The organism is Streptomyces sp. E-08 (genome assembly GCF_049913095.1).
In the GTDB taxonomy this organism is placed as follows: Bacteria; Actinomycetota; Actinomycetes; order Streptomycetales; family Streptomycetaceae; genus Streptomyces.
The window spans coordinates 3737930-3760613 of the sequence record NZ_CP183971.1 but is presented as its reverse complement, the minus strand read 5'-3'; the positions used below and the strand labels follow the sequence as shown (position 1 = coordinate 3760613).

At 70.9% G+C, this 22684-nt stretch carries 25 protein-coding genes; 14 read left to right on the top strand and 11 right to left on the bottom strand.

Going from position 1 to position 22684, the window contains the following annotated elements:
- Window positions 1-3: 3 nt before the first annotated feature.
- From resB to ACN9MM_RS17100, 3 genes are read left to right on the top strand one after another with little or no spacing between them, the layout of a single operon-like run.
- The gene (gene resB / locus ACN9MM_RS17110) at window positions 4-1707 is read left to right on the top strand and encodes a cytochrome c biogenesis protein ResB (protein ID WP_426364438.1); all 1704 of its coding nucleotides are present in this window, start codon (window positions 4-6) and stop codon (window positions 1705-1707) included.
- A complete protein-coding gene (gene ccsB, locus ACN9MM_RS17105; protein ID WP_426364437.1) occupies window positions 1704-2786 on the top strand; it encodes a c-type cytochrome biogenesis protein CcsB in 1083 nt (360 codons plus the stop codon). The genes resB and ccsB overlap by 4 nt, the downstream gene beginning before the upstream one ends.
- Window positions 2787-2823: 37 nt before the next feature.
- Window positions 2824-3354 carry an SRPBCC domain-containing protein gene (locus ACN9MM_RS17100; protein ID WP_426364436.1) on the top strand — a complete coding sequence of 177 codons (531 nt, stop codon included), beginning with the start codon at window positions 2824-2826 and terminating at the stop codon, window positions 3352-3354.
- A gap of 3 nt (window positions 3355-3357) precedes the next feature.
- Here the strand turns inward: ACN9MM_RS17100 and ACN9MM_RS17095 are convergent, their stop codons facing one another.
- The 4 genes from ACN9MM_RS17095 to ACN9MM_RS17080 all read right to left on the bottom strand — a co-directional run bounded on the left by ACN9MM_RS17095 (window position 3358) and on the right by ACN9MM_RS17080 (window position 8459).
- The gene (locus ACN9MM_RS17095; RefSeq protein ID WP_426364435.1) at window positions 3358-4905 is read right to left on the bottom strand and encodes an ABC transporter substrate-binding protein; all 1548 of its coding nucleotides are present in this window, start codon (window positions 4903-4905) and stop codon (window positions 3358-3360) included.
- A gap of 4 nt (window positions 4906-4909) precedes the next feature.
- Entirely contained in the window at window positions 4910-6973 is a 2064-nt protein-coding gene (locus ACN9MM_RS17090; protein WP_426364434.1) for a hypothetical protein, read from the bottom strand.
- A gap of 132 nt (window positions 6974-7105) precedes the next feature.
- On the bottom strand, window positions 7106-8014 hold the full coding sequence (locus ACN9MM_RS17085; RefSeq protein ID WP_426364433.1) for an isopenicillin N synthase family dioxygenase: 909 nt from the start codon (window positions 8012-8014) through the stop codon (window positions 7106-7108).
- The gene (locus ACN9MM_RS17080; RefSeq protein ID WP_426364432.1) at window positions 8007-8459 is read right to left on the bottom strand and encodes a nucleoside deaminase; all 453 of its coding nucleotides are present in this window, start codon (window positions 8457-8459) and stop codon (window positions 8007-8009) included. Before ACN9MM_RS17080 ends, ACN9MM_RS17085 begins: the two co-directional genes overlap by 8 nt.
- A gap of 154 nt (window positions 8460-8613) precedes the next feature.
- On the opposite strand from ACN9MM_RS17080, the gene ACN9MM_RS17075 reads away from it, so the two are divergent.
- Window positions 8614-8814, top strand: coding sequence for a hypothetical protein (locus tag ACN9MM_RS17075; protein WP_426364431.1), 201 nt, complete (start codon window positions 8614-8616; stop codon window positions 8812-8814).
- A gap of 8 nt (window positions 8815-8822) precedes the next feature.
- Here the strand turns inward: ACN9MM_RS17075 and ACN9MM_RS17070 are convergent, their stop codons facing one another.
- From ACN9MM_RS17070 to ACN9MM_RS17060, 3 genes are all read right to left on the bottom strand, one after another.
- Window positions 8823-9440, bottom strand: a complete 618-nt coding sequence (locus ACN9MM_RS17070) for a flavodoxin family protein (protein WP_426364430.1) — start codon at window positions 9438-9440, stop codon at window positions 8823-8825.
- A gap of 80 nt (window positions 9441-9520) precedes the next feature.
- Window positions 9521-10183 carry a class I SAM-dependent methyltransferase gene (locus tag ACN9MM_RS17065; protein ID WP_426364429.1) on the bottom strand — a complete coding sequence of 221 codons (663 nt, stop codon included), beginning with the start codon at window positions 10181-10183 and terminating at the stop codon, window positions 9521-9523.
- Window positions 10184-10262: 79 nt separating this feature from the next.
- Window positions 10263-10733: a glycine-rich domain-containing protein gene (locus tag ACN9MM_RS17060; RefSeq protein WP_426364428.1), complete on the bottom strand. Its 471-nt coding sequence runs from the start codon at window positions 10731-10733 to the stop codon at window positions 10263-10265.
- Window positions 10734-11022: 289 nt separating this feature from the next.
- Between ACN9MM_RS17060 and ACN9MM_RS17055 the strand changes: the two genes are divergently transcribed.
- Together ACN9MM_RS17055 and ACN9MM_RS17050 are read left to right on the top strand one after the other, a co-directional pair.
- Window positions 11023-11787 carry an XRE family transcriptional regulator gene (locus ACN9MM_RS17055; RefSeq protein WP_426364427.1) on the top strand — a complete coding sequence of 255 codons (765 nt, stop codon included), beginning with the start codon at window positions 11023-11025 and terminating at the stop codon, window positions 11785-11787.
- Between the two features lie 280 nt (window positions 11788-12067).
- Window positions 12068-12997 carry a DMT family transporter gene (locus tag ACN9MM_RS17050; protein ID WP_426364426.1) on the top strand — a complete coding sequence of 310 codons (930 nt, stop codon included), beginning with the start codon at window positions 12068-12070 and terminating at the stop codon, window positions 12995-12997.
- Here ACN9MM_RS17050 and ACN9MM_RS17045 read toward each other — a convergent pair.
- Window positions 12900-13784: a LysR family transcriptional regulator gene (locus ACN9MM_RS17045; RefSeq protein ID WP_426364425.1), complete on the bottom strand. Its 885-nt coding sequence runs from the start codon at window positions 13782-13784 to the stop codon at window positions 12900-12902. The two genes, ACN9MM_RS17050 and ACN9MM_RS17045, sit on opposite strands and share 98 nt — an antisense overlap.
- Window positions 13784-14188 (bottom strand): PLD nuclease N-terminal domain-containing protein, encoded by a 405-nt coding sequence (locus ACN9MM_RS17040; protein WP_426364424.1) that lies wholly within the window; start codon window positions 14186-14188, stop codon window positions 13784-13786. The genes ACN9MM_RS17045 and ACN9MM_RS17040 overlap by 1 nt, the downstream gene beginning before the upstream one ends.
- A gap of 89 nt (window positions 14189-14277) precedes the next feature.
- On the opposite strand from ACN9MM_RS17040, the gene ACN9MM_RS17035 reads away from it, so the two are divergent.
- From ACN9MM_RS17035 to ACN9MM_RS17025, 3 genes are read left to right on the top strand one after another with little or no spacing between them, the layout of a single operon-like run.
- Window positions 14278-15735: a menaquinone biosynthesis decarboxylase gene (locus ACN9MM_RS17035; RefSeq protein ID WP_426364423.1), complete on the top strand. Its 1458-nt coding sequence runs from the start codon at window positions 14278-14280 to the stop codon at window positions 15733-15735.
- Window positions 15732-16634: a menaquinone biosynthesis prenyltransferase MqnP gene (gene mqnP / locus ACN9MM_RS17030; RefSeq protein ID WP_426364422.1), complete on the top strand. Its 903-nt coding sequence runs from the start codon at window positions 15732-15734 to the stop codon at window positions 16632-16634. The genes ACN9MM_RS17035 and mqnP overlap by 4 nt, the downstream gene beginning before the upstream one ends.
- Before the next feature lie 31 nt (window positions 16635-16665).
- Window positions 16666-17334: a UbiX family flavin prenyltransferase gene (locus tag ACN9MM_RS17025; protein WP_376511794.1), complete on the top strand. Its 669-nt coding sequence runs from the start codon at window positions 16666-16668 to the stop codon at window positions 17332-17334.
- Here the strand turns inward: ACN9MM_RS17025 and ACN9MM_RS17020 are convergent.
- A complete protein-coding gene (locus ACN9MM_RS17020; protein ID WP_329853089.1) occupies window positions 17331-17468 on the bottom strand; it encodes a hypothetical protein in 138 nt (45 codons plus the stop codon). The genes ACN9MM_RS17025 and ACN9MM_RS17020 overlap by 4 nt on opposite strands.
- 113 nt (window positions 17469-17581) lie before the next feature.
- Between ACN9MM_RS17020 and ACN9MM_RS17015 the strand changes: the two genes are divergently transcribed.
- Window positions 17582-18037 carry an Lrp/AsnC family transcriptional regulator gene (locus tag ACN9MM_RS17015; RefSeq protein WP_017241016.1) on the top strand — a complete coding sequence of 152 codons (456 nt, stop codon included), beginning with the start codon at window positions 17582-17584 and terminating at the stop codon, window positions 18035-18037.
- A gap of 51 nt (window positions 18038-18088) precedes the next feature.
- Window positions 18089-19252, top strand: a complete 1164-nt coding sequence (gene mqnE / locus ACN9MM_RS17010; protein ID WP_385567830.1) for an aminofutalosine synthase MqnE — start codon at window positions 18089-18091, stop codon at window positions 19250-19252.
- A gap of 57 nt (window positions 19253-19309) precedes the next feature.
- Here mqnE and ACN9MM_RS17005 read toward each other — a convergent pair whose 3' ends face one another.
- The gene (locus ACN9MM_RS17005) at window positions 19310-19843 is read right to left on the bottom strand and encodes a GNAT family N-acetyltransferase (protein ID WP_426364421.1); all 534 of its coding nucleotides are present in this window, start codon (window positions 19841-19843) and stop codon (window positions 19310-19312) included.
- A 135-nt stretch (window positions 19844-19978) separates the two neighbouring features.
- On the opposite strand from ACN9MM_RS17005, the gene ACN9MM_RS17000 reads away from it, so the two are divergent.
- The 3 genes from ACN9MM_RS17000 (at window position 19979) to ACN9MM_RS16990 (ending at window position 22676) form a co-directional block, all read left to right on the top strand.
- The gene (locus ACN9MM_RS17000; protein ID WP_382863955.1) at window positions 19979-20245 is read left to right on the top strand and encodes a DUF4229 domain-containing protein; all 267 of its coding nucleotides are present in this window, start codon (window positions 19979-19981) and stop codon (window positions 20243-20245) included.
- Window positions 20246-20602: 357 nt separating this feature from the next.
- Window positions 20603-21943 carry a dicarboxylate/amino acid:cation symporter gene (locus tag ACN9MM_RS16995; protein WP_426364420.1) on the top strand — a complete coding sequence of 447 codons (1341 nt, stop codon included), beginning with the start codon at window positions 20603-20605 and terminating at the stop codon, window positions 21941-21943.
- 100 nt (window positions 21944-22043) lie between these two features.
- Window positions 22044-22676: a TetR/AcrR family transcriptional regulator gene (locus ACN9MM_RS16990; RefSeq protein WP_426364419.1), complete on the top strand. Its 633-nt coding sequence runs from the start codon at window positions 22044-22046 to the stop codon at window positions 22674-22676.
- Window positions 22677-22684 lie beyond the last annotated feature (8 nt).

Sequence of the window (22684 nt, the reverse complement as noted above, 5' to 3'; positions counted from 1 at the left end):
TCCATGAGCAAGACCGAAACGACGGAGCAGCAGGACGGCCTCGGCAGCGCCGGGGCCCAGCTGTCGACCGCTCCCCTGGAGGACGCCGCCATCGGCGGCCCCACCCTCGGGGTCATCGGCTGGATCCGCTGGTTCTGGCGGCAGCTGACCTCCATGCGGGTCGCGCTGATCCTCCTCTTCATGCTCTCCCTCGGCGCCGTCCCCGGCTCCCTCATCCCGCAGACCAGCGCGGACGAGCTGAAGGTGCAGACCTTCAAGGAAGCCCACAAGACGCTCACCCCGCTGTACGAGAAGCTCCAGTTCTTCGACGTCTACAGCTCGGTGTGGTTCTCCGCGATCTACATCCTGCTGTTCGTCTCCCTCATCGGCTGCATCGTGCCGCGCAGCTGGCAGTTCGTCGGCCAGCTCCGCAGCCGCCCGCCGGGCGCGCCCCGGCGCCTCGACCGGCTCCCCGCGTACACCACCTGGCGCACCGAGGCCGAGCCCGAGCAGGTCCGCGAGGCCGCGCTCACGGTCCTCAAGGGCCGCCGCTTCCGCGCCCACGTCGCGGGGGACGCGGTCGCCGCCGAGAAGGGCTTCCTCCGCGAGGCCGGGAACCTGGCCTTCCACGTCGCCCTGATCGTGATGCTCGTCGCCTTCGCCTGGGGCCAGCTCTTCAAGTCCGAGGGCGGCAAGCTGATCGTCGAGGGCGACGGCTTCTCCAACACGCTCACCCAGTACGACGACTTCAAGTCCGGCTCCCAGTTCGGCACCGACGAGCTGGAGCCGTTCAGCTTCAAGCTGGACTCCTTCACCGGCACGTACGAGACGAACGGCCCCCAGCGCGGCACCCCGCGCACCTTCGAGGCGGCCGTCAGCTACTCGCAGGGCGGCGCCGACAAGAAGGCGGTCATCCGGGTCAACGAGCCGCTGATCGTGGGCGACTCCAAGGTCTACCTGATCGCCCACGGATACGCGCCCGTCGTCACCGTCAAGGACCCCCGCGGCAAGACCGTCTACCACGGCGCCGTGCCACTGCTGCCGATCGACAACAACATCACGTCGACCGGCGCGGTCAAGGTCATGGACGGCTACCGCAACAAGAAGGGCGAGAAGGAGCAGCTGGGCTTCCAGGCCTTCTTCGTGCCGACCTTCGCGGGCGCCGGCAAGGGAACGATGTTCTCGCAGTTCCCGGCGCTCGTGTCCCCGGTCATGGCGCTCACCGGCTTCCACGGCGACCTGCGGGTGAACTCCGGTCTGCCGCAGAACGTGTACCAGCTCGACAAGTCCAAGATGAAGCAGTTCACGGACGAGTCCGGCAACAAGCTGGCCCAGCGCCTCGCGCCCGGCCAGACCATGGACCTGCCCGACGGCGCCGGCTCGATCACCTTCGAGAAGGACGTCAAGGAATGGGCGAGCTTCCAGATCTCCCAGCAGCCCGGCAACGGGCTCGCCCTCACGGGCGCGATCGCCGCGATCGCCGGCCTGACCGGTTCGCTCTTCATCCAGCGCCGCCGGGTCTGGGTCAGGGCCGTGCGCGGTGAGGACGGCGTGACCGTCGTCGAGATGGCGGGGCTCGGCCGGAGCGAGTCCGCCAAGCTGCCGGAGGAGCTGGGCGACCTCGCGGTCGCGCTCACCGTCCAGGCGCCCCCCGCCGCGGAAGCCGTACCGGAACCCGCGGAAGAACCCGCAGAAGACCCCGCCCCTTCTGGAGAGGCCGACAAGTGATCCTCGCCGCCACGACCAACGAGAGCCTGGCGCAGATGAGCGACCTGCTCGTCTACTCCTCGATGGCCGTCTACACCCTGGCCTTCTTCGCCCACATCGCCGAGTGGGTGTTCGGCAGCCGCAGCAAGGTCGGCCGCACCGCCGCCGCCCTGACGCAGCAGGCCCCGGCCGCGCCCGCCGCCGTGACCGTCCAGGTCAAGCAGGCCGGCGGGACCGCCGTCCTCGACAAGCCGAAGGTCGTCACGCGCTCCGCGGCCGGCACCCGGGACGTTCCGGACGGTCCCGGCGCGGCCGGCGGCACGGTCCAGGGCGACCTGTACGGCCGCATCGCCGTCTCGCTCACCGTCCTCGCCTTCCTGGTCGAGGCCGCGGGCGTGGTCGCCCGCGCGCTCTCCGTGCAGCGGGCCCCCTGGGGCAACATGTACGAGTTCTCCACCACCTTCTCGACGGTGGCGGTCGGCGCGTACCTCGGCTTCCTCGTCGCGAAGAAGAACGTCCGCTGGATGGGCCTTCCCCTGGTCACGACCATCCTGCTCGACCTGGGCATGGCCACGACCTGGCTGAAGACCCCCAGCGACCAGCTGGTCCCGGCGCTCGACTCGTACTGGCTGTGGATCCACGTCTCCACCGCGATCTTCTGCGGTGCGGTCTTCTACATCGGCGCGGTCGCGACCCTGCTGTACCTCTTCCGCGACTCGTACGAGAACAAGCTCGCGACCGGCGGGAAGCCCAGCTCCTTCGCCCGCTCCGTCCTGGAGCGGCTGCCCGCCGCGGCCTCGCTCGACAAGTTCGCCTACCGGGTCAACGCGGCCGTCTTCCCGCTCTGGACCTTCACGATCATCGCCGGCGCGATCTGGGCCGGCGACGCGTGGGGCCGCTACTGGGGCTGGGACGCCAAGGAGGTCTGGTCCTTCATCACGTGGGTCGGTTACGCCGCGTACCTGCACGCGCGCGCGACGGCCGGCTGGAAGGGACGGAAGGCCGCGTACATCGCGCTCATCGCCTTCGCCTGCTTCCTGTTCAACTACTACGGCGTCAACATCTTCGTGAGCAGCAAGCACTCCTACGCCGGCGTCTGAGCTGGCACGGGGCCTGTCCCGGGGGGACGCTGGAGGTATGAGCGAGATCCCCCGGGGCAGGAGCGAGACCCACGACGGCGACGCGCACCTGCTGCGGTTCGTGGTGGACCTTCCGCATCCGGTGCCGCTGGTCTGGGCGGCGATCGCCTCGCCCGAGGGCCTGCCGGGCTGGCTCTGCGAGGCGGACCCGCTGGAGCCGCGGCTCGACGGGAAGGTCACCCTCCGCTGGCTCAACAGTGACACCGAGGTCTCGGGGCGGGTGACCGCCTGGGACCCCGACTACGTGGCCGAGTACACGGTCGGCCCGACGCACGGCCGGATCCGGTTCCATCTGGAACCGGGGTCCGGCGGCGACGGGTCGACCGTTCTGCGTTTCACGAACGAGGTGCGGGGTTCGCCGGAGTACCGGCTGGACTGCCTCGCCGGGTGGCACGACCACTTCGAGCGGCTCGCCGCCGCGCTGGACGGTCACCCCACGGACTGGCGCGACTGGTCGCCCGAGCGGTGGCGGCACCTGCGGGAGCTGTACGCGCGCGACGACGCCCGCTGGCCCACGTGGGAGCCGTAGGGCTCACCCCTTCTTCGGCGGCAGGCAGGTGTCCGTCGGGGGCCTGCCCTCCGGCCAGGCCATCTGGACGAAGCGCTGTGTGCCGTCCTGGGCGAGTTCCACGATGGGGACCGCCTTGTTGTACGGGTTGCCGTAGTTGTCCAGGCAGATCCAGCCGCTCGCGCCCTCGACCCGCAGGGAGCCCTTGACCTGCGGCCACTGCGTACCGACGTCCTCCTTCGACGGGTACGCGGAGCCCTCCGGGGTGGCCTGGCGGATCGCGTGGACCGCCGTCGCCATCGCGTCGTACGCGATGATCGCCTGGCCGTCCGCGAGCGCCACCGGCCGGTCCTTGGGGGCCGCCTTGGCGATGTCCTCCAGGAAGTTCGCGTACGCCTGCTCTGAGCCGCCGGTCCGGGGAACGGCACGCCCGGGCGCCGGCTTCCAGGCGTCCGGGTGGGCGAGCGAGGCGTACCGCACGGTCAGCCGGGCCTTGAGGGCCTTCCGGTCGAGCTTCTTGTCCGCGCCCAGGTACGAGCCCTCGTCGCCGGTCAGGACCGTGAAGGCGCGGTCGACGCAGCCGCGGTCGCCGAGCGCGTTGATGAACTGGCGCAGCTGGGTGTGGCGGCCCGCGAAGAAGACGGTCTCGGTGCGGGTGTCGCAGATGAGGTGCGTGATGTTGCGGAAGGTGTTGGCGGTGGTGCCCTCCTGGGTGGAGTCGGGGGCGGAGGTGAACTCCTGCGGCTCCAGGGGCGCGTTCTTGAGGGACGCGGCGAACGCGGCCTTCAGGGTGTCGACGTAGTGGTCGCCGCTGCGGGTGTCCTGGACGAGGAGCGCCTTGGCCGCGTCGACCCGGCCGAAGTGCGCGAGCGCCTTGGCCTCGTCGCTGTTGGTGGGGGAGACGCGGGCGAGGCCGGGGTAGGGCTTGCCGCCGGGGCCGTTGGCGATGTCGTCGGCGGTGATGGTGGTGCCGACGACGGCGACCCTGGCGTGGGTGAGCGCGGTCACGGCCTCGCGCATCTCGGTGGAGGAGGTGGCGATGCCGGAGACGGCGCGCAGCCGTTCGGGGCCGTCGGCCAGGGCGACGAGCTGGTCGACGGTGGTGCGCCAGTGGGCGTTGCCCTGGCCGGTGTTGGCGAGGACGAGTCGGATGGTGGGCCGCTGTCCGTTGGACTCCTCGTTGGCCCGGCGCTGGTAGGCGTAGGCGCCCTGCACCTCGTGCAGGACCTTGGCGCGCATGCCGGCATCGGTGGAGGTCAGCGGCAGGAGGACGGCGACGGTGACGTACTCGCCGGCCGTGAGGCCGGCGTTCTCGGCGCGGATGGTCTCGGCGATGTCCTTGAGGTCGGGGGCGCCGAAGTCGTGGCCGGAGCCGTTGACGCCGACGCATTCGTCGCTGCCGGCGGGGCGGGCCACGCCCTCGGCGCAGGAACGGTTTTCCGGGGTGGTGAGCCGGGCGAAGCCGTAACCGCCCAGGCCGAGGACGAACGCGGCCGTGACGACCGAGGCGACGAGCTTCTGACGGGGGGTGCGGACGCGCCGGCGCAGCCGGGCGGTGAGGCGGTCGGGCATGGCGTCAGACTCCGTTCTCACGGCCCGGCGGCAGCGACGGCTCCCGCCAGGCACGGATGTCGCGCGGCCAGTGGCCTGCCGCGTCCCAGAGTGAACCGCTGCCCGACAGATGGCGGCCGGAGAGCCGGCGCAGCTCGTGCGCGAGCCGGTCGGCGACCTCGTCGTCGGGCAGTGCGAGCGGATCGGTGAGCAGCCACAGCGAGTGCAGCAGCCGCCGTACGGACAGATGGAGTTCGGTGGTGTCGGGGTCGAGGCCGGCGGGGAGGGCGCCGGCCGGCTCCTGGCCGAGGGCGACCGCCCGCCGCGGGTCGGGGCCCGGCCGGTTCCGCTCGCGCGGGTACGGGGCGGCGGCGATGAACCGGAGCCGGCCGAGCCAGCCGAGGACGTCCTGGTCGGGGAAGGTCTCCCGCAGGTGGGTGACGGCCTCCTCGGTGCGGCCGAGGGCCAGGCCGTGGTGGAGGCGGTACGGGCCGGGGTGCGGCCCGTAGTACCGGTACAGCGTCTCGTGGACGGCGTGCCAGGCGGCGTACCGCGGGTGGTCGCCGTCCTCGAAGCGGAGCCGGTGCAGGAGCAGGGCACGCAGCAGCGGGTCGGCGACGAAGTGCGCCGGACCCTCGCCCCAGTCCTCGGCGCGGAGCTGGTCGCGGACCCGCAGCGCCACGTCCCCGTCCAGGGACTCCGCCTGGAGCCGGGCGTGGGCGAGCATCCGGGCGGACTCCTCGTCGTGGGTCGCGGCCAGCACGGCGTACGGCCCCGGTCTGCGCACCGGCAGGAGTTCGGCGAGGAGCGTGGGGGCGACGGGCACCGGCGGGGCGTCCTCGCGCAGCTCCACGGTGAGGTCGAGGAGCCCGCCCGGGGTGAGCCCGGCCCGCAGCTCCGCGGGGGCCTCGCCGGCGGCCCGGCCGAGGAGGGCCACGCCCAGGGGCCGGCCGCCGGTCAGCCGGTGGACGGCGCGGGAGAGTTCGGCGGGGGTGCGGCCCGCCGGGTCGTGGTGGTCGAAGGCGGACCGGGTCTGGGCGGGGGAGAGCGGGGTCAGTTCGACGGCGAGGATGCCGGAGCCGACGCTCGCCCCGCGCGGGCACGGCGCCCGGTGCCCGGTCTCCGGGAGCCGGGTGCGGGTGGCGTGGCGCAGGCCCTCGTGGTCGCGGACCCGGGAGGCGGCGAGGACGACGACCCGGTCGCGGCGGCCCTCGGCGGAGCGGGCGCGCAGGATCGGTTCGACGAGCTGCCGGCCGAGCGGCTCGTGGGCGTTGTCGAGGAGGAGCAGGGGGCGGCCGACGCGGCTGCCGCGCCGGAGACCGGTGTAGGCGGTCAGCAGGTCCTCGGTGAGGGCGCCGACGAGGAAGTCCTCGGCCTCGCGGCGGCGCCGGCCGCCCTGCTCGAAGTCGACGGCGAGCTGCTGGAGTCCGGCCTTGCCGCGCCCGCCGGCGTTGCGGTAGGTGCCGTACCAGCTCTCGGCGGAGCGCTGGAGGCGGCCGAAGACCTCTTCGAGGACGGTCTCCACGGTCGCCTCGGCGAGCAGTCCGGCGAGCGGGACGGCGGCGTCGGCGAAGGTGGCGGCGAGCTTGGCGAGGACCTTGCCGACCCAGTTGGCGGCGGCGCCCCGGGTCGCGTCGACGGTCGCGAGGAGCGGCGCGAGCCGCTGGAGGTCGCGCCGGGCCCGCTCGTCGTCCTCCTGGGACCAGGCGAGCGAGGCGACCGCGACCAGGCCGAGCGAGAGCCGGGGGAACCGCACGGGCCGGGCGGCGAGCACCTTCGGTGACAGCTGCACGGCCAGCTCGGAGAGGGCGCCGGTGACCGGGGTCCAGCCGGGGCCGTGGTCGGCGGGCGGCTCGACGTGGGCGCAGTCGAGGAGGGCGAGCGGGGTGTAGCCCTTGTAGCGGTTGCGGACCTCCTTGAGCAGGGCGGTCTTCCCCATGCCGCGCCCGCCGGTGAAGACCGTCACCGGCGGGTCGTCCCCGTGCTCGTACGCGACGCGCGCGGCCCCCTGCCGGCCGAGCCCGACGAGCCGGGCCACGAGCCCCCCGTCGTCCAGGACCGCTTCGCGGCCGTACAGCTCTCTGTCCACGCCCCCGCCACCCCCGTCACAGTCAACTCAAGGATATCGACGGTGTGTTGGGAAAGCGGTCGCCTTTTCGACTCTCTTCCCGGGCGGACTCGGTTCTCTTCCCGGGCGGACTCGGTTTTTTCCCGGGCGGACTCAGTCCGCCGCGATCGCGTCGAGCTGCGCCCGCAGGTATCCGTGCGACTCGATGCCGTGGATCGTGGTGCCGGGCGTGCACTCGTAGAAGTAGACCAGCGACATCAGCTCCTCCGTGGGCGCGTCGGCCGGGGGCGGGAGCACCCGGTGCCGTCCCGAGCGCCAGCGCCCGCCGGTCCAGCCCGCCATCAGATCCCCGATGTTGACGGTGAACGCGGCCGGGTCGAAGGGAGCGTCCTGCCACCCCCCGGCGTCGGTGAACACCTGGAGCCCGCCCTTCCCCGCCTCCCGGTCCAGGATCGTGACCGTGCCGAAGTCCGTGTGCGGGCCGATGCGGAACTGACCCGGCTCCGGGTCGCCCGTCCGCTCCCGCCCCGGGTACCAGTTGACGTTGAAGCCGAACGTGGGGTGCCCGGTGTGCCGGGTGAAGAAGTCCCGCTCCTCGCCGAGCGCCTCGCCCAGCAGGTCCAGGACCCGGTCCGAGAGCCCCTTCATCGCCGTCAGATACGTCTCCACCAGCGGCCTGAGCTCCGGCACCTCGGCCGGCCAGGTGTTCGGCAGGAACCACTCGGCGTCCACCGCCGGGTCCCCGGTGGGGTCCTCCGCCGCGAAGGAGAGCGACTCCTTCAGGTCGGGCGGGGTCGCCGTGCCCTCCGCGTACCCGTTGGCCTCCGCGCCCGGCCCGAGCCACCCCCGCCCGCCGACCCGCACCGCGTACGGCTCCTTGACGGCGGCCGGGAGGTGGAAGAAGGTGCGGGCCCTCTCGCGGATGGCGGCCCGCAGCCCGGGGTCCACCCCGTGCCCGGTCACGAGCAGGAACCCGGCCTCGCGCAGGGCGCGGTCGACGGCGGGCAGCTGGGGGGCGGGGTCGAGGGTGAGATCGATCGTGGGCAGGTTCGTTTCACTCATCGCCGATGTCCTCGTTCCACAGGGTGGGGTGCTGCGCGATGAACTCCCGCATGAGCGCGACACATTCGGGATCGTCGAGCACGACCACCTCGACGCCGTGCTCGGCGAGCCAGTCGTGCCCGCCGTGGAAGGTCTCCGCCTCCCCGACGACCACCCGCGAGATCCCGAACTGCCGCACGAGGCCGGAGCAGTACCAGCAGGGCGACAGGGTCGTGACCATCGTCGTCCCCCGGTACGAGCGCTGCCGGCCGGCGTCCCGGAAGGCGGCGGTCTCGGCATGCGTGGAGGGGTCCCCGTCCTGCACGCGCCGGTTGTGCCCGCGCCCGAGCAGCACCCCGTCGGCCCCGTACAGCGCGGCGCCGACCGGGATCCCGCCCTCGGCGAGCCCGGCCCGCGCCTCGTCGAGGGCGGTGCCGAGCCACCGCCGTGCCCGTTCCTGGTCCATGGGGGGAGCCTTCCCCGGCGGGGCTCCGGCCTCACCCCCCGGGACTGCCGCCGATCGGCTGAGGCCCGGCACCACACCGGCCGGGTGAGGGGAGGGCGGGCACCGGCAGGTCCTAGCTTGCACAGTGCCCTGTCGTTCTCCCGAGAGGTTCCCCATGCGTTCCCTGCTGACTGCCCTCACCGCCCTCGCCGTCGGTGCCGTCGTCCTCGGCTCCGCCGGAGCCGCGAGCGCCGACGTGACCGTCGAGATCGAGCCGGAGGCCTCGCACACGGTCGTCTTCGGCGACTGGCTCCAGTTCGCGAGGGACGACGTGTTCAACGCCGGCCACGACAACACCGTCGGCTCGAACAACTGACGTCGCCCTCACACGACGGCGTCGGCCTCCTCGTACGGGAAGCGGGCGAGGGGGGCGGCGCCCTGGAAGAAGGTCCTCGCGCGGGTCATCGCGGCCTCGTCGGCGCGGACCCGGCCCGGGCGGGAGGCCGTCCCCGTCAGGACCCCGCCGAACCGCATCCGGAGGTAGGCCGCCGAGTTGCGCAGGCCGGTCACCAGGCCGTCCGCGACCTCGTGCTCGTCGTGCGCCATCGCCGTCACGCCCCACAGCGTGCCGCCCTCCATGCGCTCCTTGAAGTCCGAACCGGGCACGTTCAGCCAGCCCGACCAGTAGTCCAGGTAACGCTTGGTCTGCGCCGACAGGCTGTACCAGTACAGCGGCGAGACGATCACGATGTCGGTGGCCTCCACCGTGGCCCGCAGCAGCAGCTCCTCGACCTCCCCGGCCCGCCGCCCGGCGTCCTCGTGCCGCCCGTCCTGGAAGTCCGGCAGGTCCAGCAGGTTCAGGTCCACCCAGCGCCGCGGAACGCCCACGGGCAGATGCGCGGCGGCCTCACGGGCCAGGATCTCGGAATTGCCGTCGGCACGGGAACTGCCGAGAACGAAGAGGAACGAACGGTTCTGTCGGGAGGTCACGTCGAGACTCATGCCCGTTCCCAACGACCCCTTCCCCGGAAGCTATTCCGGCCCGCCGCTCGGGAGGACGGCGCCCAGCCGTCGGAAACCGCTCACCCGGCCTTGGCGCCCCGGACGAGCAGAGTCCCCGTGCGCTTCCCTTCCGGGGGCGCGATCACCTCGGCCGTCACGTCCGTGAAGCCGTGTGTCCGGAGGATCTCCGCCCAGGCCTCCGGCTCGTAATCCCACCGCTTCACGTACAGGGGCTCCGCGCCCTTCTCCGGCGGCTGCATCTGGGACGCCTGCGGCCCGTAGCAGCCCTCCAGGGCCGGCGGGTTGTGGGAGAAGACGTAGACACCGCCGGGTGCGAGGCGCGCGTGAACCAGAGGCAGCAGCCCGGCGGGGTCGGTGAACCAGGCGGCTCCGAAAACCGAGTACACGACCTCGAACCCGTCCGTGGCCGCCGCGAGGAACTCCTGGGCGGTCCACAGCCTCACGTCGAGGTGCGGCCACCGCTCACGCGCTTTGGTCACCTGGACGGGCGAGATGTCCACGCCGACCGCGTGCGCCCCCCGAGCGACCAGGTGAGCGAGGTTGCCGCCGCTGCCGCAGCCGAGGTCGAGGACCCGCGCACCGGAAAGATCGCCGAGGATCTTCTCGTCGGGTCCGTGATCGGGCCACTGCGTCCAGTTGAACCAGGTAGCGGCCCCGACCGCGTTCGTCGCCCCACGTCCCGGCCTGGCCGCGCCCCATACGTCCCACGCGTCGGCGTCCATGTCGCGCACCCTCGTCCTCTCACGTGCTGAGCACCCTCCTCCCGACCCGAGGGCCGGGAGGAGGGTGCTACCACCCTGACTACTTCTTGCCGCCCACAGGGCTGTCCGTGCAGCCCGAGTGGCACTGCGTGCAGTCGGCGGCGTCCGGCCACAGCTCCTGGTCCACGTCGAAGCCTGCCGTACGGATGGCAGCCACGGTGCGGTCTCGGGCCGCCTCGGGCCCGCCCGTCCCGGTCGCGTCGGGGAGGCCGGGGTGGTGGTGGATGAACCGGCCTGCGTGCCGGTCGCAGAACTCCTGGTACGCCTGGGTGCGCAGCAGGAACGCGTGCCAGCCCCGGTCGACGTGCTCGGACGGGGACAGCGGTTCCTCGGTCCGCGTCCCCGCGATCAGGAACGCGACGGTCTGACCGATGATCCGCTCGGCCAGGACCCGGCTCGTGCCCGGGTATGCGCTGACCACGTCGGCGGTCAGGGCCTGCCACACCTCACGGGGCAGGAACGTGCGGGGCTCGGTGGAGTGAACCGGCGGATACTCAAGCGTGATGGTCACCTGGATGTCCCTTTCCTCTCGACAGAGCGCTGTGGACAGCAGCGCGGGCATGCGCAGACCGGCATCACGCTGGTCGTCAACGGCGGGCCGCCCTCACCCTCGTACAGGGTTCGAGGTTCCGTTCGGGTCCCGTCGGCTCTGACCGTGTAGGCGTCGATGCGGATCGGCATGACATCCATCGTCTGCATGCGGCCAGGTCATCGCGGCGGCAGAAAGGGCGTCGTTCGGGCGTCACTCTTAGGCGTCAATTCGGTGTCATTCGGCCGGTGTTAGGGCTACCGTCGAAGCCATGACGACTGCCCCGACGAACGATGTTCTGCGGGCCGTGCGGATCGGCTTGCGCATGAGTCAGGACGACTTGGCGAAGGCGCTCCGCGCGGCCGGCGAGGAGCTGGGTGAACCGAACGAGGCGAGTAAGCGTCTCGTCCAGCGCTGGGAAGCCGGCACCAGCCGCGCTCCACGTCCCGTGTACGCCCGTGCTCTGGAGCACGTCACGGGGCGTCCCGTCGAAGCCCTGGGCTTCTCCTTGCCCGTGCCGCAGGCACGCGTCCATCCCGATTCCGCAGGAGGCCACGACATGGACCTCGGCCCTGAAGGCATTCAGGCGGCCGCCGCCACGCAGCCGCCACCGGACGGCATGAACTACTCGGGCATCTGGCTGTCGCGCTACGAGTTCTTCAGCTCGTCCCGGAACGAGACGTTCGAGGCCAAGCACTACGTCGTCCTGCTTCAGCACCGTACCCGGCTGACCGGCCAGAGCTTGCCCGGAGCGTCCAGCAATCCGGACAGCCCGCTCACCCTGGACCTGACCATCGACCGCAATGTGGTCACGGGCTCCTGGACCGAGCAGACGGCAGCCGACGGCTACTACCAGGGGGCCCGCTACCACGGCGCGCTCCAGATGCTCGTGGAGCCGACCGGACGCCGCATGGCGGGCAAGTGGGTCGGCTTCGGGAAGGACTTCGACGTCAACACCGGCCCGTGGGAGCTGCGGCTCGTCGACACTTCCACGTCAAAGGCGACGCTCCAGAAGTACGACCGCGCCCCGGAGTAGGGACGCCGTGCGAGGGCCTTCGCTTCGGAGGCGAAGGCCCTCGGCGGGTCAGAAGGCTCCGCTCAGGTTCCACTCGACGGCACGTACAGGCCTTCGAGCCGTGCCGAGAGGAGGACGGTACACGTGCGTTGTCCGCCCGCTGTACGGGGCTGAGTGTTACTCGGGGTGCTGTGCGCACGCGGAGGAACCCGGACCCATCGGCCCCGCCGATCGCCCCCATCGGCAGGACGCCCCACTGGCCCGTGGACCGGGCCCCCACACTCTTCGTAGCGTCGTCGGCATGAGAAACGAGACCAGGGGAACCGTCGAACTCACCCTCGCCATGGTGCTCTCCGGCACCCTCGGCGTCTTCGTCGTCGAGTCCGGCGCGTCGCCCTTCGAGGTGGTGTTCTTCCGGTGCCTCTTCGGGGCCGTCGCGCTCGGGGCCTACAGCCTGGTGCGCGGGTTCTTCACCGGGCACGGGTTCACGGCGGGGAAGCTGGGGCTCGCCGCGCTCGGCGGGGTCTTCATCGTCTTCAACTGGGTGTTCCTCTTCGAGGCGTACGCGGCGACCTCGATCTCCCTCGCCACCGTCGTCTACCACACGCAGCCGTTCTTCCTCGTCCTGCTCGGGGCGGTGTTCCTGCGGGAGCGGATCTCCGGCGCCAAGCTGGGGTGGCTCGCCCTCGCCTTCGCCGGGCTCGTCCTCGTGTCCGGCGTCCGGCCCGGCGACACCGCCTCCCTCGCCGGGCTCGGCTTCGCGCTCGCCGCCGCCGTCCTCTACGCCCTCGCGACCTTCGTCACCAAGCGGATCACGGGCGTGCGCCCCCATCTGATCGCGCTCGTCCAGGTGCTCGTCGGACTGCCGCTGCTGCTGCCCTTCGTCCGCTTCGGGAACGTCGGCGGACTCGGCTCCGGCTGGGCGTGGCTCGTCGGCCTCGGGCTCGTCCACACCGGGCTCATGTACGTGCTCATGTACGCCGCGTACGCCAAGCTGCCCACCGCGAAGATCGCCGTCCTCGCCTTCACCTACCCGGCCGTCGCCATGGGCGTCGACTGGGCGGTGTACGGGCACCACATCGGGCTCGTCCAGGCGCTCGGCGTCCCGCTGATCGTGCTCGCCAGCCTGAAGGTCACCCTCGCTGCTCGGACACCAGCCGCCGCGCCTGCTCCACGAACAGCCGCACATGCGCCGGAAGCCGCTTCCCCCGCCGCCACGCGAGCTGCGTGAAGAGGGTGAACGGGGCCTCCCACGGGAGCGGGACCAGCGTCCCCGCCGCCAGCTCCTCCGCGACCGTCACCTCCGGCAGCAGCGCCACGCCCAGGCCCGCCGCCACGCCCCGCTTCGTCGCCTCGATCGTGCCGAACTCCATGAACGGCGGCGCCCACTCCCGCAGCTCCGCCTCGAACAGGTCGCGGTACGGGCAGCCCGGCTCGGTGCCCACCAGCCGGGCGCCGGCCAGGTCCGCGCTCGTCAGGGACGTACGGCCCGTGAGGGGGTGGCCAGGGGCGGCCACCAGGACCAGCGGCTCGGGGGCCAGAACCTCCGACTCCAGGCCCTCGTGCTCGGTCTCCGGCTCCATCAGGAAGCCGACGTCGTACGTGCCCTGCCGCAGCGCCTGCCGGGTCTCGTCGCCGAGCGTGGGCCGCAGCGTCAGCCGCACCTCCGGATAGCGGTGGTGGAAGTACTCCAGGAGCGGCGGCAGCCGGTAGGAGGTGAGGGATTCCATGGTGCCGATCGCGATCGGGCCCGAGGGTTCCGCCGTGGCCGCGACGGCGGTACGGGCCTCCTCCGCCAGATCCGCCATCCGGCGGGCGTAGGGGAGGAGCCGCTCACCGGCCTCGGTCAGACGGATGCGGGAGCCGAGGCGCTCGAAGAGGTCGACGCCGAGGGAGGACTCCAGGGACCTGATCTGGGCCGTGACGCTCGACTGGGCGTAGCCGAGCTCCGTCGCCGCCCGGGTGAAGGAGAGGACGTCGGCGACCTTCTCGAAGGTGGCCAGGAGCCGCAGCTCCATCAGTTCTCGGAGTCCTCGCCGCGCTCGCGCCGCTTCAGCTCCTCCTCGCGGCGGCGCAGGTCCGCCTCCCAGTCCTTGAGGAGCGACTCGTCCTTCACTCGCTTCTCATCGGACACAGCCTCGTCCCGCAGGGACTTCAGGAACTCGGGGTTGTCGTCGGGGGCGACCCACTCGTGGCGGTGGTTGCGGTGCCACTCCGAGGGAGTACGGCCTCCGGCGGGGGCGTGACGCATCTTGCCCGCGGCGAACCAGACGATGGGGCCCACGATCCAGAACAGCAGGATGATGATGACCCAGACCACCTTCGGGAGGTGCTTGGCCTCGTCCTCGGGGGTGTTCAGGCAGTCGATGAAGGCATAGATCGTCAGCGCCAGCGGCAGGATGAACATCAGTGCCCTGAGCATGTGGGACGGCCCCCTGGAAGCAGCGGCGGGGCCCGCCTGGGCGGCCCCGGTGACGAGCCAAGCCTAGCCCGTGACCGATACTGACCCCTATGGCTTACGACGATCTCCGCTCGCTGCTCAGGGCCCTGGAGCGTGAAGGCGACCTCAAGCGCATCAAGGCCGAAGTCGACCCGTACCTGGAGGTCGGGGAGATCGTCGACCGGGTGAACAAGGCGGGAGGGCCGGCGCTTCTCTTCGAGAACGTCAAGGGCTCCTCGATGCCCCTCGCGATGAACGTCTTCGGCACGGACCGCCGCCTCCTCAAGGCCCTCGGCCTGAAGTCGTACGGCGAGATCAGCGAGAAGATCGGCGGGCTCCTCAAGCCGGAGCTGCCGCACGGCTTCGTCGGGGTCCGCGAGGCCTTCGGGAAGCTGGGCTCGATGGTCCACGTGCCGCCGAAGAAGGTGAAGGCCGGGGACGCCCCCGTGCAGGAGGTCGTGCTCACCGGCGACGACGTCGACCTCGATCTCCTCCCGGCGCTCTTCACCTGGCCGAAGGACGGCGGCTCCTTCTTCAACCTGGGTCTGACCCACACCAAGCACCCCGAGACCGGTGTGCGGAACCTGGGGCTCTACCGGCTCCAGCGGCACGACAAGCGCACCATCGGCATGCACTGGCAGATCCACAAGGACAGCCGCAACCACTACGCGGTCGCCGCGGCGAAGGGCGAGCGGCTGCCGGTCGCGATCGCCTTCGGCTGCCCGCCGGCCGTCACGTACGCCTCGACGGCGCCGCTGCCCGGCGACATCGACGAGTACCTGTTCGCCGGCTTCGTGCAGGGCAAGCGGATCGAGATGGTCGACTGCAAGACGGTCCCGCTCCAGGTCCCGGCCAACGCCGAGGTCGTCGTCGAGGGCTGGCTGGAGCCGGGCGAGATGCTGCCGGAGGGTCCCTTCGGCGACCACACCGGCTTCTACACGCCGCAGGAGCCCTTCCCCGCCCTGAAGGTCGACTGCATCACCATGCGGAAGCGTCCGCTGCTCCAGTCGATCGTCGTCGGCCGGCCGCCGACGGAGGACGGACCCCTCGGCCGGGCCACGGAGCGGTTCTTCCTGCCGCTCCTCAAGATCATCGTGCCGGACATCGTCGACTACCACCTGCCGGAGTCGGGCGGCTTCCACAACTGCGCGATCGTCTCGATCGACAAGAAGTACCCGAAGCACGCGCAGAAGGTCATGCACGCCATCTGGGGCGCGCACATGATGTCGCTGACCAAGCTGATCATCGTGGTCGACAAGGACTGCGACGTGCACGATCTGCACGAGGTGTCCTGGCGGGCGCTCGGGAACACGGACTACGCCCGTGACCTGACGGTCGTCGAGGGCCCGGTCGATCATCTCGACCACGCCTCCTACCAGCAGTTCTGGGGTGGCAAGGCCGGTATCGACGCCACGAAGAAGCTGCCCGAGGAGGGCTACACCCGGGACGGCGGCTGGCCGGACATGGTGGAGTCGGACCCGGCGACGGCGGCCCTGGTGGACCGCCGCTGGAAGGAGTACGGGCTGTGACCACCGCGGCCGTGCCCGGCGCCCAGCCGGGACGCACCAAGGCCTTCCTGCGGCTCGTGATGATCGAGCACTCGGTCTTCGCGCTGCCCTTCGCCTACATCGCGTCCCTGACGGCGATGTTCCAGCTCGACCGGAACATCCACTGGTGGACGCTGTTCCTCGTCACGGTCTGCATGGTGGGCCTGCGGACCTTCGCCATGGCCTGCAACCGGATCATCGACCGCGAGATCGACGCGCGCAATCCGCGCACGGCCGGGCGGGAGCTGGTGACCGGCGCGATGTCCGTGCGCTCCGCGTGGACCGGGGCCGGGATCGCCGTCGTCGTCTTCCTCGGCGCGGCCGCCCTCCTGAACCCGCTGTGCCTGGCGCTGGCGCCGCTCGCCGTCATCCCGATGGTCGTCTATCCGTACGGCAAGCGGTTCACCAACTTCCCGCACGCCATCCTGGGCCTCGCCCAGTCGATCGGGCCGGTCGGCGCCTGGCTCGCGGTCACGGGGGAGTGGTCCTGGGACGCGGCCGTCCTGGGTCTCGCGGTGGGCGTCTGGATCGGCGGCTTCGACCTGATCTTCGCCTGCCAGGACGTGCAGGCGGACCGGGCGCACGGCGTCATGTCGGTCCCGGCCCGCTTCGGCGTGCCGGCCGCGCTGTGGGGCGCCCGCGTCTCGGCGGTCGTGACGACGGGGCTCCTCGTCTGGTACGCCCTGCTGACGGACGCGGGCCTGTTCTTCTGGGCCGGTCTGGTGATCGTGGTCGTCGCCTTCTGCTACGAGCACACGATCGTGCGGCCGCACGACCTGTCCCGTCTGAACAGGGCGTTCTTCACGACGAACGGGTTCATCGGGATCAGCCTGTTCGTGTGCGCGCTGCTCGACCTGATGGTCCGCGGGCTCACCCCGTAGCCCCGGTGCGAGGACGGATAGGCTCGACGGCATGAACGACGGCAAGCGCACCCCCTGGATCGTGGGGGTTTCCGGGGCGTCGGGTACGCCGTACGCCGCCGCCGTCCTGAGGGGGCTGCTCGACGCGGGGGAGAGTGTGGACCTCGTCGTCTCGCGGGCCTCGCGGCTGACGCTGCTCGACGAGACGGGGATCTCGTTCCGGGACGCGCACTGGCGCGAGGACCTGGCGGCCTGGCTGGCGCGGGGCGCGGACGGGAAGCCCGACACGTTCACCGCGGACCTGGGCGACGTGCGGTACTGGGCTGCCGGGGACCTGGGGGCGGGACCGTCCTCCGGCTCGTACCCGGCGAAGGGGATGCTGGTCGTGCCGGCCTCGACCGCGGCGGTGGCGGGAGTGGCACTCGGGCTCTCGAAGGACCTGCTGCAGCGGGTCGCGAGCGTGACGCTGAAGGAGCGGCGTCCGCTGGTGGTCGCGGTGCGGGAGACCCCGCTGAACGGACAGACGCTCAAGCACATGGTGGCGCTGGACGAGGCGGGCGCAGTGGTGCTGCCCGCCTCTCCGGCGTTCTACGCGGGGGCGACGCACATCCAGGATCTGGTGGACTTCGTCGCCGGGCGGGTGCTGGACGCGGCGGGAGTGCCGCACCAGCTGTACCGCCGGTGGGAAGGAGAGCTGGGTGCGGCTCTCCGGGCTGATTAGCGCTTCTTGGCGTGCTTCTTCGCGGCGCGCTTCGAGGCGGCGGTCGGCTGGTGGGCACGCGAGCGGTTGGCCAGGTCCTGCAGCTCGCGCATGCGTGCGTAGGCCATCTCGATCGTGTACACGGTGAACACCACTCCTGAAAGATCGTCTTTGATCTGCTGAAAGATTCACAGGGTGTCTCCCCTGTGTACCTTAGATTCTATACCTAAACTCGCGGTATCGCTGGACAATGGAAGGCTTCATACCTATGGACGCCGTGGACAGGCAGCTCATCCAGGCTCTGCGCGAGAACGGCCGTGCCTCGTACGCCGAGCTCGGCCGGCTCGTCGGGCTCTCCGGCCCCTCCGTCACCGACCGCATCAACCGACTTGAGGCCGCCGGGGTCATCACCGGCTACCGCGCCACCGTCGACGCCGCCTCGCTCGGCCTCGGCGTCACCGCCCTCATCGGCATCTCGCTCTCCGACGCCGCCGACCACGAGGACGTGGCCCGCCGGCTGAAGGACCTCGCCGAGATCGAGGACTGCTGGTTCATCGCCGGCGACGACTCCTTCATGCTCAAGGTGCGCGCGAACGACGTCGACGGCCTGGAGAAGACGATCCGCCGGCTCTCCGGCACCAAGGGCGTCTCCCGCACCCGTACGACGATCGTGCTCTCCACCAAGTGGGAGAACCGGGTCGGAGAGCTGCCGGAAGAGGGCTGAGAGTACGGTGGGCGGAGCGTGAATTCGGAGATCAAAGGGAGGCGGCCGTACATGGACGCGGGACTCAAGCGCGAACTTGAGCAGAAGGTCCGGGACGGTGAGCGGCTGAGCCGTGAGGACGGCATCGCCCTGTACGAGTCCGACGACCTCGCCTGGCTCGGCGGTCTGGCCCACGAGGTCCGGACCCGCAAGAACGGCGACGTGGTCCACTTCAATGTCAACCGGCATCTGAACATGACCAACGTCTGCACCGCCTCCTGCGCCTACTGCTCGTTCCAGCGCAAGCCGGGCGAGAAGGACGCGTACACCATGCGCATCGAGGAGGCCGTGCGCCTCGCGAAGGCGATGGAGAACGAGAACCTCACCGAGCTCCACATCGTCAACGGGCTGCACCCCAACCTGCCCTGGCGCTACTACCCGCGCTCCCTCTCCGAGCTCAAGAAGGCCCTGCCGAACGTCTCCCTCAAGGCGTTCACGGCCACCGAGATCCACCACTTCGAGACGATCTCCGGCCTCTCCGCCTCCGAGATCCTCGACGAGCTGATCGAGGCCGGCCTGGAGTCGCTGACCGGCGGCGGCGCCGAGATCTTCGACTGGGAGGTCCGGCAGCACATCGTGGACCACCGCACCCACTGGGAGGACTGGTCCCGGATCCACCGGCTCGCCCACGAGAAGGGGCTCAAGACCCCCTCGACCATGCTCTACGGCCACATCGAGGAGCCGCGCCACCGCGTGGACCACGTGCTGCGGCTCCGTGAGCTCCAGGACGAGACCGGCGGCTTCCAGGTCTTCATCCCGCTGCGCTACCAGCACGACTTCGTCGACATGCAGGACGGCAAGATCCGCAACAGGCTCCAGGCGCGCACCACGATGGCGACCGGCGCCGAGGCGCTGAAGACCTTCGCGGTCTCCCGGCTGCTCTTCGACAACGTGCCGCACGTCAAGGTCTTCTGGGTCATGCACGGCGTCCAGACGGCGCAGCTGGCGCTCCAGCACGGCGCCGACGACATGGACGGCTCGGTCGTCGAGTACAAGATCACGCACGACGCCGACAACTACGGCACGCCGAACAAGCTGGGCCGCGAGGACCTCCTCGAACTGATCCGTGACGCGGGCTTCCGGCCGGTGGAGCGGAACACGCGGTACGAGATCATCCGCGAGTACCCGGGCCCGGACGCGGACCGGCGCGAGACGCCGCAGGCGATGCGGTTCTGACGACGGGACCTCGTGACGGAAGGGCCGGCGGGATCTCCCGCCGGCCCTTCCGCCGTCTCAGACGAGGGGCAGCAGCATGATGATGTCGTCGCGGTCGTCCCCGGGGGCGACCCGGATCGCGTCGGGGACGCGGCCGACCTCCTTGTAGCCGGAGCGGGCGTAGAAGGCGTCGACGCCGGTGCCGCCCCGGCAGGTCAGCCGGATCGCCTCGACCGTCTCGAAGCCCGGGGCGGTGCGGGCGGTGTGCTCGACGGCCGCCATGAGGTCGCGGCCGTACCCCTTCCCCTGGTGCCGGGGGTGGACCATCACCGTGTAGAGCCACACCCAGTGGGTCATCAGCGGGTGGGTGTTGAAGGTGAAGAAGGCGGTGGCGGCGACCCGGCCGTCCTCGTCGCGGCCGACGAGCAGGCGGGTGCCGCCCTCGGCCATCGCGACGAGGTGCTTGAGCAGCGCGGGGCGTATCTCGCCGGGGGTCACGGGGGGTACGAAGCCGACGGCGCCGCCGGCGTTGGAGACGTCGGCCCAGAGGGAGAGCACGCCGTCGCGCAGGGCGGGGTCGACTGCCGGGTCCACCTCGAAGGTAAGGGTCATGGAGCTAATCTATCTATTACTTTCGACCGGCTCAAGAGGCCCGGTCCCGGGTCGCCCGCCGTCGCGTGCTTCACTGGATGACGCTCGCCCCTCAGGGGAACTTTGGGATCTTTCGGAACGGAAGAGTGGACTGACATGCTCCGCTACACGCTGATGCGGCTCGGGATCTTCGCCGGGTGCTTCCTCGCCCTGTGGGGTCTCGTCTACGCCGGCGTGCTGCCGCGCGGCCTGGGCGACTCGAACCTGCTCTGGGTGCTCGTCCTGTCCATCGTCATCTCCGCCCCGCTGAGCTTCGTCCTCCTGCGCAAGGTGCGGGACGAGGCGAGCGCCGAGATCGTCGCGAAGGTCGACCGCGCGAAGGGCCGGCTGGACGCGAACCGGTCCCAGGAGGACGCGCTCTAGCCGCGTAAGGGCTGCGTAAGCTTCCTCACAGACATCCACCCCGGGCAGAGCCTTCCAAGGCTCCGGCCTGGGGTGTTCTGCGTTTCGGAGGCGGAAGGACGCCTCGGGGACCCAAAGAATGGCTTTGAGGTTCTCAAAGTTCAAGTGTTAACGTGTTCGACATGAAGACAGCAGTGCGCCCCTCTCATGCCGCGAGCACCCCGCTCGTGGCGCGCCTGCACGTCGATCTCTGCCGCTGTATGTCCGCGGTCTGTTGCCGCGCGCTCTGATCCGGCATCATGCAGCGGCCCGCGCCCGAGCGCGTGTGTGCCGCACCCCCGTCCCGTATTTCCCGATACGCACCTGTGGAGTGTGCCTGTGTCCGCGTCCGCGTCCGAGACGAAGTCCCCGGCTTCCTCGCGCATACCCAAGGTCCCCTTCTGGGCCCAGATCATCGTCGGTCTGGCCCTGGGCGCCCTGCTCGGCTGGGTCGCCCGCAGCCAGGACGTCTCCTGGCTGAAGGAGACCCTCGGCCAGATCGGCGACATCTTCGTCCAGCTGCTCAAGCTGGCCGTCGCGCCGCTCGTCTTCTTCGCGATCCTGGTCTCGATCACCAACCTGCGGAAGGTGAACAACGCCGCCAGGCTCGCCACCCGCACCCTGCTCTGGTTCATGATCACCTCGCTGATCGCGGTCGGCATCGGCCTCGCCATCGGCCTGATCACCGACCCGGGCGCCGGCACCGGCCTCACCCCGCAGGACGGCAAGCTGCCGAAGCGCGAGGGCTCCTGGATCGACTTCCTCACCGGCATCATCCCGACGGACGTCATCACGCCCTTCACCGAGCTGAACGTCCTCCAGATCGTCTTCATGGCCGCCGTCGCCGGCATCGCCGCCCTCAAGCTCGGCGACCGCGCCAAGCCGATCCTCACCCTCTCCGAGTCGGTCCTGGAGCTCCTCCAGAAGGCCCTGTGGTGGGTCATCCGCCTCGCCCCGCTCGGCACCGTCGGCCTCATCGGCTTCGCCATCGCCGACTACGGCTGGGACCTCATCGGCAAGTACGCGACCTTCACCGCCGACATCTACGTCGGGTGCGCCCTGGTCCTCTTCGGCGTCTACCCGCTGCTGCTCGCCACGGTCGCCAAGGTCAACCCGCTCCAGTTCTACAAGGGCGCCTGGCCGGCCATCCAGCTGGCCTTCGTCTCCCGCTCCTCGGTCGGCACCATGCCGGTCACCCAGAAGGTCACCGAGCGCCTCGGCGTCCCGAAGGAGTACGCCTCCTTCGCCGTCCCGTTCGGCGCCACCACCAAGATGGACGGCTGCGCCGCGATCTACCCGGCGCTCGCCGCGATCTTCATCGCGCAGATCTTCGACGTGCAGCTCGGCATCGGCGACTACCTGCTGATCGCCTTCGTCTCGGTCATCGGCTCGGCGGCCACCGCCGGCCTCACCGGCGCGACGGTCATGCTCACCCTGACCCTCTCCACCCTGGGCCTGCCCCTGGAGGGCGTCGGCCTCCTCATGGCGATCGACCCGATCCTGGACATGATGCGCACGGCCACCAACGTGGCGGGCCAGGCGCTGATCCCGGTGATCGTCTCCGCCCGCGAGAAGATCCTCGACCACACCGCGTACGAGAACGCCTCGTCCTCCCCGATCGACGACCTGGTCGAGATCGGCGAGAAGGACCAGAAGGTCGCGGTCACGGCCGCCGCCTGACCCCCGCACCGAGCTCACGCGCCCCCTGCCCCGTCCGGGCAGGGGGCGCGTACGCTTTCGCGGGGCGTCCAGTGGATCTTGGAAGCAGGGGTGGGCCGTCATGGCCGGTGGGGAGAAGGCGCGGCGGTTGCCGCGGGCGGTGCGGGAGCGGCAGATGGTGGACGCGGCCGTGCGGTGCTTCGCCCGGCAGGGGTACCAGGCGGCGTCCATGGACGGGATCGCCGAGCTCGCCGGGGTCTCCAAGCCGCTGGTCTATCTGTACCTGGGCTCCAAGGAGGAGCTGTTCACCTGCGTCATCCGGCGGGAGGCCGGGGCGCTGCTCGCGGCCGTCGCCGCCGGGGTCGGGGGGCCCGGGGAGCCGCCCGACGAGCGGCTCTGGGCGGGGCTGCTCGCCTTCTTCACGTACGCCGCCGAGCACCCGGACTCCTGGGTGGTGCTGAGCCGGCAGGCCCGGACGCAGGGGGAACCGTTCGCCGGGGAGGCCGAGCGGATGCGCGACGAGATCGTGGGCTTCGTGGCCGGTCTCATCGGGGAGGCAGCGGCGGACGTGGGCATCTCCTCGCGGGACGTCGACGCGCTCGCCCAGGCGCTGGTGGGGGCCGCCGAGTCGCTGGCCGGCTGGGCGAACGAGACCCCCGGGGTGACGGCGAAGGAAGCCGCCGCGACGCTGATGAACTTCGCCTGGGCCGGGCTCGGAAACCTCATGAAAAGCGAGCGCTGGTCTCCCCGTTGAGCCTTACC